Raw genomic sequence first — 9,459 nt, forward strand, 5'->3', positions numbered from 1 at the left:
TTACCACCTGAATTTTCTGGTGACCGTTCGTACATTACCCTTGTTGTCCTCAACCGTTATGATACATTCGTGCATGATTCCCTTCTTGATTCTTGCAGATTTGAGCGGAACCGTGACTCTGGCATACTTCAAGTCATACCTGGCAAGAACCCAATGCCCGTCTATCTCAACCCTGTATCTCTTTATTCCGGAAAGATTGTCACCCATCGTGAACGAGAAGGAAGCGGCCTTGAGAGCGGCCCCGTTGGCCAGTTTCAGTTTCACGTTCGGAGCCTGGGTGTCATATACCACGGTATAGTTTCCGAATGATCCTATATGTCCTTTGAGCCAGTCACCCGACAGCGAATCCAATGAAACCACTTCCGTTCCAACGCATCTGAAAGAGCCGCCGGAACACAGGGCTATCAACGCCTTTGACTTGTTCTCCTCACTGCCGTTGTACTTGATATACAAGGTTGCACCGCTGTGAAGGGCTATTTCATTGTTATGCACACCATATACCCTGATGGTTTTCTTCTCCTTCTTACCACCAAGCGTAATGCTATGCTCAGGCATATATTTGAAGAATATGGAACTGTAAAGCGAACCTGCAGGAATCACGAGCTTGAGATTCTCATCCTGGAATATATTGTCGAGCGCCCAGTTCATGTACTTGCCTTCCGGTTTCTTGCTCAGCCTGCTCTCGTACTTTGCATCGTTCCTCTGCACTTTGACTGTCCTTGTAGCGGTATTGCCGGCCCAGTCCGTGCACTCAACCGTAACTGTATGCACAAGTGTATCGGAAAGGGTGACCAGACCATCGCCGGTGAAAGATATATGATCCGAAAGGGCATTCCCTTCCTCAACCCAGGTTTTCACGAAGTTCGCTCCTTTCCTTACCCTGGTCCTGTAATCTATGATGGAATTTATGTAGCGTCCCTGCTCGAAAGGCACCTCCCCCACTGAATAATCGTAGAACAGCTCATTGTCAAGGTAAGCCTTGTAACGCATTACGGCGAATTTGGAGTAGCTGCCCTCAATATGGTCAATTGAATTGATACCGATGTATGAATGTTCGGGAACCTGCACCACGTCCTGACCTGCGGGTATTTCAAAGGTCTGAGGAACACCCTCAAGCGAATACCAGCCATATACGCGGAGCGGCGCTATGTTCGGCTCCGTGCTGTCATCCATTGTAATGTAACCCCTTTCCATGAACGAAAGAGGGACGTTTGACTCTGCATCGCGCACCTCGAAATGAAGATGAGGACCTCCGGATGCTCCGGTATTGCCGGCAAAGGCTATTCTCTGCCTTTTCTTCACAGGGAACTGATCCGGCGTGCATTCAAGGTCAACCGAAAATGACTCCTTCTCATACTGCATCTGCTCCACATACTGTGCAATATTCTTCTCGAATGCATTCAGATGACCGTATACGGTGACAAAGCCGTTAGGATGCGTGAGATACAGGCAGTTACCGTACCCGGATGCGGAAACCGATATTCTTGAAACATATCCGCTATCGGAAGCATATACAGGTGCGCCCACCACTCCGCCTATGCGGAAATCAACGCCTCCGTGATAATGGTTGAGTCTGAGTTCGCCGTAGTTGCCGCTCAGGCTCATTGGCTGAACGTCCAGCGGGTAGGAAAAATCAGCAGATCTGCTGCTGTCGGTGCTTTCCTGTGCGTTCAGGACGCCTGCGGACGAGCATAAAAGAGAAAAGACAATTGCGGAAGTCCCAAGCAATTGTCTCATTCTATGTTTATTATATCTTGTCATTGTTCAAGGCTTGTTTAAATTCATCAGCCGTTGAAAAGATGCTTTATTCTGTCAAAAAAGTTCCTCTCGGCGGATGTTGGCTTAGGTGCAAAGTTAGGTGAATTTCTCAACTTTTCCATCATTTGTTTCTCCTCCGATGAAATAACTTTCGGGGTCCATACCTGAACGTAAACCAGAAGGTCTCCCGCACCGTAACCGTTAAGGACAGGAATACCCTTTCCGCGCAACCTGAGCATCTTTCCACTCTGAGTGCCAGGTTCAATCTTTATCCTGAGCTTGCCGTCAACGCCGGGAACTTCCGCCGTTGTGCCCATCACGGCATCAGGTACGCTTATGAACAAAGTGTAAACCAGATCGTTCTCATCCCTTTGCAGTTCCTTGCCCGGTTCCTCCTCAATAAGCACAATGAGGTCGCCGTTCACGCCGCCGTTATGCGCTGCATTTCCCTTGCCGGGAACATTGAGCTGCATTCCGTTGGAAACGCCCGCAGGTATGTTGAACGAAATCTCCTCCTCGCCCTTGACGGCGCCTGTTCCCTTGCACTTGGCGCAAGGATTGGCAATCATTGTTCCCTTGCCGCCGCATTTAGGGCAGGTGGTCTGGGTCTGCATTGTACCGAATATTGTCTGTGCAACCTGCGCAACAACGCCGCGTCCACCGCACTTGTCACAAGTCTTGATATCGGCCTCGCTCTTTGCTCCGCGTCCGGCACATTCAGGACAGCATACCTCCTTGTTTATCTTCACCTTTTTGTCAACGCCGCGAACAACGTCTGCCAGAGTGACCTTCACCCTTATCCTTATGTTCGAACCTTTTGACACTCCCCTGCCTCTTGATCCGCCGCCACCGCCAAAGCCGCCGAATCCGCCGAATCCGAACCCGCTGAATATGTCTCCGAACTGGCTGAAGATGTCATCCATTGAGAATCCACCTGCGCCGAATCCGCCTGCTCCGCCGTTCACGCCGGCAAAGCCGTACGTATCATATTTCTGTTTCTTGTCAGGATCGCTGAGCACCGAATATGCTTCAGCCGCTTCCTTGAATTTCTCCTCGGCTTCCTTGTCACCAGGATTCCTGTCCGGATGATACTTCATTGCCAGCTTTCTGTAGGCCTTCTTTATCTCATCCGCAGTTGACTGTTTGGTAACGCCAAGGACCTCGTAATAATCTCTTTTCTCTGCCATAAGTCAAAGTTCCAAAATCAGATGCCAACTACAACCTTTGCATATCTAATAACCTTGCCGCCAAGCATATATCCTTTCTGGGCAACGTCAATGATCTTTGCTTTCTTAGCATGGTCCTCAACAGGGAACTGAGCCACAGCCTCGTGGAAATCGGTGTTGAGTTCCTGACCAACAGCCTCGATTTCCGAGAGGCCCTTCTCGCTCAGATACTTCCACAATTTGTTGTAAATGAGCTGTGTCCCTTCTATTGCAGCCTCAGCTGCATCGGAAGAGCGCAGAACGTCAAGGGCTCGCAGGCAGTCGTCAAGTACAGGAAGCATTCCTTTGATGATATCCTCGCTTGCGGTCTCCCTCAACTCGAGTTTTTCCTTTGCTGTGCGCCTGCGATAGTTGTCGAACTCGGCGTTGAGCCTTGTATAGTTGTCATTGGCAAGTTCGTAAGTCTGATGCGCTGCCGCAAGCTTGGCCTCCAGCTCCTCCACCTTTGCCTTTCTTTCAGCCTCGGCAATCTCCAGAGTCTTCTTGGCTCCCTCAACTTCCGCCAACCTGGCCGATAGTTCCTTCAATTCCTTCCTGCTCTGCTCAACATCCCTTGCCATCTGCTTGAATCTCTGCTGAGGACTCTTTTTCTTCGCACTCTTTTCTGTATTCACAGCTTCCTTCTGCTCCTGCGCCTCCACAGCCACATTTTCCACAGCATTTTCCGCTACTTGCGGAGCATCAGAAACCATATTTCCGTTCTTATCAAAGTTCATATTGAAAAAATTAAAAATTGCTATGGCACAACAACAAATTGCTTGCCATAGCAATATTAAGACAAATTGGCAGAAATTACGCCTTGTTCTCTGAACCGAGCACGTTTCTTACCTTATGCATGTAAAGAGCCTTGAGAGCGTCTCTTGCGGGTCCGAGGTACTTCCTAGGGTCAAACTCTGCAGGTTTCTCAACGAATACCTTGCGGATTGCACCTGTCATTGCAAGACGGCCGTCGGAGTCAATGTTTATCTTGCATACCGCTGATTTTGCAGCTTCTCTCAACTGCTCCTCAGGAATACCTATTGAATCCTTGAGAGCTCCGCCGTACTGGTTGATCTGTGCAACTATGTCCTGTGGAACGCTTGAAGAACCGTGAAGAACGATTGGGAATCCAGGGATTCTCTTCTCTATCTCGTGAAGGATATCAAGTCTGATCTGAGGTTTCTGACCAGGTTTGAACTTGAATGCACCGTGGCTTGTTCCAATTGAAATTGCGAGCGAATCAACGCCTGTTTTCTTTACAAAGTCCTCAACGTCCTCAGGTCTTGTATATGTATGGCTTTCTGCGCTTACCTCATCCTCAACGCCTGCGAGCACTCCGAGTTCACCCTCAACGGTAACATCGTACTTGTGAGCATACTCAACAACCTTTCTTGTGAGAGCAACGTTCTCATCGTATGGAAGGCTGCTGCCGTCAATCATTACAGAAGAAAAGCCGAGTTCTATGCATGATACGCAGAGTTCGTAGGAATCACCGTGATCAAGGTGAAGTACGATAGGAATGTTGTATCCGAGTTCCTTTGCATATTCAACCGCTCCCTGAGCCATATATCTGAGCAATGTCTGATTTGCATAATTCCTTGCGCCTTTGCTTACCTGCAGTATAACCGGAGATTTTGTTTCAACGCAAGCCTGAATAATTGACTGGAGCTGCTCCATGTTATTGAAATTGAATGCAGGAATGGCATAACCGCCGTCAACTGCCTTGGCGAATATATCTCTGCTGTTCACCAGGCCCAAATCTTTGTAAGAAACCATGATAAAAAAGTATTAGTCTTTAAATTTCCGGGTGCAAAAATAGTAAAAAAAATATCACTGAGAACAATTATGTTCCCTGATTTTTGTAGAAGATATGTCGTTCTGAGGCGCATCTGCTAGTATCACCAGTTCCTTGAATGAATATTCACTTTCCAATGCGTCCTGATGCTTCTGAGCCAGAGGTCTGCCGTCCGGGCCGGATGCATATCTGAAGAATTTTCCGATATCGGACCCGGGCCTTGGATACACTATCAGCCTGTAGGCGGACATGATGTCTCTTCCCCGGTACCATCGCTCGAGTGAGAGAAGATTGTCGGCTCCCATGGCTATGCTGAACTCGCAGTCAGGATGACTGGTGGACAGTGCCTCCAGAGTGTTCCAGGTATATAGCGGAGAAGGCAGATGGAACTCAATGTCGCAAATCCTCCAGTTGAAGCCATTGCTTTGTGCAAGCGACTCCTCCAGCTCGTGCAGGCGTCTGTAAGGGTCCGAGAGAACGTTCTCCTCCTTGAAAGGGCTCTTGGGTGAAAGCACGAACCAGAGCTCGTCAACGAGTCCTGAAGCGGAAATCCCCTCCGCTACGGCTCTGTGCCCATAGTGGAAGGGATTGAAAGATCCGAAATATAAAGCTATCCTTTTCAAATTCCTCTATTTCCTTATGAATTCCTCAATGAGTGAATCGGCGCACTCAAAGGCCTTGTCAAGTTCATCGTTGATTATGATCCTGTCGAACATAGGAGCGTACTTCATTTCCTCCGCGGCCTTGGCAACACGTTCCTCAATGGCCTTTTCAGAATCGGTTGCACGGGCAACAAGACGTCTGTGCAGTTCCTCTATGGAAGGAGCCTGAATGAAGATTGAGAGAGCGTCATTTCCGAAGATTCTCTTGAGATTCACACCGCCTTTAACGTCAACGTCAAATGTTATTATATGACCAGCGGACCATATTCTCTCAAGCTCATCCTTCAGTGTTCCATAATATGTTCCCTTGTAAACCTGCTCATACTCAACGAACCTGTCCTGTGCTATCCTCTTCTCGAATTCCTCTGCGGAAATGAAATAATATTCACGTCCGTTCTGCTCCTGGCCCCTTGGTGCGCGGCTGGTGGCGGAAATGGAGAGTTCCAGCTTGTTGAATTTGCCAAGAAGATGGTTTACAATGGTACTTTTTCCCGAGCCCGAAGGCGCTGAAAATATAATGACCTTGCCCATCCTATTTCACTGATTTGACAACATCCTCAAGCAGCACAACGAACTTGTCCAATGTGGCCAGATTGAGTTTCTCACCAGGAGCGTGAACGCTGCGCAATGTAGGACCGAATGAAATCATATCAAGATCCGGCATCTTGTTGAGGAACAGGCCGCACTCCAGTCCGGCGTGGATTGCCCTTACCACAGGCTCGTTACCGAACAGCTTCCTGTATGAGGCTTTGGTTATTTCAAGAATGTCGGACTCGAGCTTCGGCTGCCAGCCAGGATAGCGTCCGAAACGTTTGACATCGGCACAAGCCAGGTCAAACACAGCCTCAACCTGTTCTGAAACGGTTGTGATCATATGATCCAAAGAACTTCTCTGGCTTGTCTCAATTGCTATCTTATTTCTTGGAAGCATCTTTACACTTGCAAGGTTTGTTGAAGTTTCAACAAGTCCCTTGATATCGTTGCTCATTGCAATGACTCCGTGAGGCATGCCTGCAAGAGTACGGATCACGTTGTTTGCCGTGAAAGGATCAACGAATTTCTTAGGACTGCCCACCATTCGGCCGCTTTTCACATCCTTGATTCCAAGCTCTCCTGCAAAGCCGTCAACACCGGCATCGCTCGACTTGTACTCAAACTTCATTTCCGCAACGAAATCCTTCCAGATTCGAAGAATGGCCTTGCTGTTTCTCCTAGGGAATCCAATAACGGCGTGAGCTTCGCGGGCAATGGCATTGTCCTTGTTTCCACCGCCTATCTCGTAAAGTTCAATATCAAACCTGTTTATGAGTTTCACGAGGAATCTGCCGAGAAGTTTCACTGCATTTGCCCTGTTCTTGTCTATATCATCACCGCTGTGACCGCCCTGAGCCCCATGAATCTTGAACTCGCACTTCACGTACTCATCAGTTGCCGGATAGGTGGTGTATGTGAATGTACCCATTGTCCTTATTCCGCCTGAACATCCTATGAAGAGTTCGCCCTCATCCTCTGAATCAAGATTTATAAGAATCTTGCCTGAGAAGAAGTCCGCTTCCATTGCATTTGCTCCAACGAGTGCGGTTTCCTCGCTCACGGTGAAAATGGCCTCAAGCTTTCCAAGTTTCAGATTCTCATCCTCAAGAACTGCAAGGGAGGCGGCTATGCCTATTCCGCAGTCAGCTCCCAGTGTTGTATCCTTGGCAACAAGCCAGCCATCTTCCACAACGGCTTTGATAGGGTCCTTGGCAAAATCATGTTCCACTCCGTCATTCTTCTCGCATACCATGTCCATATGGCTCTGGAGAACTAATACAGGAACGTTTTCCTTTCCCGGAGCAGCCTCCTTGATTATGCATACATTGCCTGCCTTGTCTGTTCTGCAAGCCAGTTTGTGCTCTGCGGCCCAGTCAACGAGCCATTTGCCAATAAGTTCCTCATGTCCGCTTTCACGTGGGATAGTGAGGATTTCCTTAAAAATGTCAAGTACCCTCTGTGATGTCATAATATCATGTATTTGATTTGTTTGTTATTCCTGATTGAGCATGCGCAGCAGCTCGTTCACGTTCTGCTTGAAACGCTTGTCTGTTTCCATAAGGTCAGATACCGCATTGCATGAGTGAAGCACGGTTGCGTGATCCCTTCCGCCAATGCTTGCGCCTATGGTTGAAAGCGACAGTTTGGTAAGCACCCTGCACAGGTACATTATAACCTGGCGGGCCTGGGCCACCTCGCGCTTCCTTGTCTTTGAACGTATAAGTTCCACCTCGACCCCGAAATACTCGGCCACTTTCTTTTCTATGGCCTCCACGGTAAGTTCAAGCCTTTCTGCAGGCACTATGTTGTCTATAATCCGCTTAGCAAGCTGAAGTGTTATCTTTTCCTTGTTGAAGGTGGCGTGTGCAAGGAGTGAATAGAGAGTGCCCTCTATCTCCCTTACGTTTCCCCTGATGTTTTCGGCAAGGTATTCAAGTATCTCTTCAGAAAGGACAATACCGTCATTGGCGCTCTTCAGTTTGAGGATGTCAACTCTGGTTGAGAAGGACGGCTTGGTGAGTTCAACTGAAAGCCCCCATTTGAAACGGCTCAGAAGACGCTGCTCAAGTCCCTGGAGATCAACCGGCGCACAGTCCGAGGTAAGCACAAGCTGCTTTCCGTTCTGATGCAGGAAATTGAATATATGGAAGAAGGCCTTCTGTGTTCCGGCCTTTGAGGCAAACTCCTGAACGTCATCCAGAATGAGCAGGTCAACCATCTGATAGAAATGAAGGAAATCAGTGAGCTGATTGTTCACACCGGCATATTCCATATACTGTGTCTGGAATGTATGTGCGTTTACATAAAGGACTATCTTCTCCGGATATCTTTCCTTCACGGCAAGTCCTATGGCCTGTGCAAGATGTGTCTTTCCAAGACCCGGACCTCCATAAATGAAAAGAGGGTTGAATGCATTCTTCCCAGGATTGTCAGCTATTGACAAACCTGCGGCCCTTGCAAGACGGTTGCACTCCCCTTCCACGAAGTTTTCGAAACTGTATATTGGATTGAGATTGGAATCTATCTGTATCTTCTCCTGAATTCCGGGTACTGCCCATGGATTGAAAGGCATTTTCATTTCGCCTCTCATCTTGACCGGTATCTCCTGTTTGTGAACACTTGCTGTGTTGGAAGGTATGGTAACCTTCTGCTCGCGTGTGACCATCACTCCGTAAAGGAGCTTGGCTTTGGGGCCGAGAAGAAGTCTTAATTCCGGAATGATGATGTCAATGAAATTCTCTTCTATGTGGTCTCTGAAATAGTCGGAAGGGACCTGCACAATAAGGGTTGAATCCTTAAGTTTCACCGCCTTTATAGGCTTGATCCACGTAAGGAAATCCTCCTGCGAGACCTGTTTCCTGAGTTTTTCAAGACAAGCTGTCCAAACCTGTGTATGAGTGATTTCTTTCATGCCATCATCAATAGCACAAAATTGGATAATAACTTTTTTAAAAAAAATATTTTAAAGTATTGTTTTTTTAGAAAACCTTATAACTACCTGTCCCAGAAGCTGTTATTCTTCTTAAATTGTACAAGGTCAGCAAGGGCGGATGCTTTTGCGTTAATCCTGAAACTCCAGCTCTGCCACTTGCCGCTAGGTATCCAGGAGAACGAAATGGTGAAGCAATGAAGGTCAAAAGTTCCGCTCAGCTGTGAGGTTGTCATATCCATCTTTGTAAGGTCAAATCCCGTATTGTAGTTCAGGTTCAACCTCGGTGAAAGTCTGACCTGCGCCGAGAGCCCCAGAGTGAGCATATGATTGTTCTTGGCGCTCAGGATTTCATTAGCGTAGGAGTATGTCTTTTGAAATGTATAGTTAAGATTAGCATTGACTGTCCAAGGGATATTTGGGTCCATATAGTAAACCCAGCCTCCCGGTATGTATTCGCCTGTCACAGGATGATAATATACTCTGTAATATGAAGACATGTACGGTTCGCCCGTTCCGTTGTGCTTGTGTCCGCCTTCCATGTCACCGCCGCTCATCTTTCCACCGCCGTTGGAA

The 9,459-nt window shown here is 47.9% G+C and carries 8 protein-coding genes and 1 pseudogene; all 9 read right to left on the reverse strand.

Features of this window, described 5'->3' with window-relative positions:
* On the reverse strand, positions 1 to 1,737 hold the full coding sequence (locus AC06L3_RS03250; protein ID WP_475669187.1) for a M23 family metallopeptidase: 1,737 nt from the start codon (positions 1,735 to 1,737) through the stop codon (positions 1 to 3).
* A gap of 47 nt (positions 1,738 to 1,784) precedes the next feature.
* Positions 1,785 to 2,945 carry a molecular chaperone DnaJ gene (dnaJ, locus tag AC06L3_RS03255; RefSeq protein ID WP_475669188.1) on the reverse strand — a complete coding sequence of 387 codons (1,161 nt, stop codon included), beginning with the start codon at positions 2,943 to 2,945 and terminating at the stop codon, positions 1,785 to 1,787.
* A 17-nt stretch (positions 2,946 to 2,962) separates the two neighbouring features.
* Positions 2,963 to 3,700, reverse strand: coding sequence for a nucleotide exchange factor GrpE (locus AC06L3_RS03260; RefSeq protein ID WP_475669189.1), 738 nt, complete (start codon positions 3,698 to 3,700; stop codon positions 2,963 to 2,965).
* Between the two features lie 76 nt (positions 3,701 to 3,776).
* The gene (locus AC06L3_RS03265; RefSeq protein WP_475669190.1) at positions 3,777 to 4,739 is read right to left on the reverse strand and encodes a class II fructose-bisphosphate aldolase; all 963 of its coding nucleotides are present in this window, start codon (positions 4,737 to 4,739) and stop codon (positions 3,777 to 3,779) included.
* A 54-nt stretch (positions 4,740 to 4,793) separates the two neighbouring features.
* Positions 4,794 to 5,381 (reverse strand): nicotinate-nicotinamide nucleotide adenylyltransferase, encoded by a 588-nt coding sequence (locus tag AC06L3_RS03270; RefSeq protein WP_475669191.1) that lies wholly within the window; start codon positions 5,379 to 5,381, stop codon positions 4,794 to 4,796.
* A gap of 6 nt (positions 5,382 to 5,387) precedes the next feature.
* A complete protein-coding gene (gene gmk, locus AC06L3_RS03275) occupies positions 5,388 to 5,951 on the reverse strand; it encodes a guanylate kinase (RefSeq protein ID WP_475669192.1) in 564 nt (187 codons plus the stop codon).
* Position 5,952: 1 nt separating this feature from the next.
* Entirely contained in the window at positions 5,953 to 7,422 is a 1,470-nt protein-coding gene (locus AC06L3_RS03280) for an aminoacyl-histidine dipeptidase (RefSeq protein ID WP_475669193.1), read from the reverse strand.
* A 24-nt stretch (positions 7,423 to 7,446) separates the two neighbouring features.
* On the reverse strand, positions 7,447 to 8,865 hold the full coding sequence (gene dnaA, locus AC06L3_RS03285) for a chromosomal replication initiator protein DnaA (protein ID WP_475669194.1): 1,419 nt from the start codon (positions 8,863 to 8,865) through the stop codon (positions 7,447 to 7,449).
* A gap of 83 nt (positions 8,866 to 8,948) precedes the next feature.
* Positions 8,949 to 9,459: pseudogene (locus tag AC06L3_RS03290) on the reverse strand (hypothetical protein); the annotation flags it as partial.

The sequence above is a fragment of the Candidatus Egerieousia sp. genome, assembly GCF_056211015.1.

Excerpts from the sequence above, each read along its gene's own strand:
- AC06L3_RS03250 (WP_475669187.1), bottom strand. The coding sequence starts at position 1,737 with ATGAGACAATTGCTTGGGACTTCCGCAATTGTCTTTTCTCTTTTATGC.
- dnaJ (WP_475669188.1), bottom strand. The coding sequence starts at position 2,945 with ATGGCAGAGAAAAGAGATTATTACGAGGTCCTTGGCGTTACCAAACAG.
- AC06L3_RS03260 (WP_475669189.1), bottom strand. The coding sequence starts at position 3,700 with ATGAACTTTGATAAGAACGGAAATATGGTTTCTGATGCTCCGCAAGTA.
- AC06L3_RS03265 (WP_475669190.1), bottom strand. The coding sequence starts at position 4,739 with ATGGTTTCTTACAAAGATTTGGGCCTGGTGAACAGCAGAGATATATTC.
- gmk (WP_475669192.1), bottom strand. The coding sequence starts at position 5,951 with ATGGGCAAGGTCATTATATTTTCAGCGCCTTCGGGCTCGGGAAAAAGT.
- AC06L3_RS03280 (WP_475669193.1), bottom strand. The coding sequence starts at position 7,422 with ATGACATCACAGAGGGTACTTGACATTTTTAAGGAAATCCTCACTATC.
- dnaA (WP_475669194.1), bottom strand. The coding sequence starts at position 8,865 with ATGAAAGAAATCACTCATACACAGGTTTGGACAGCTTGTCTTGAAAAA.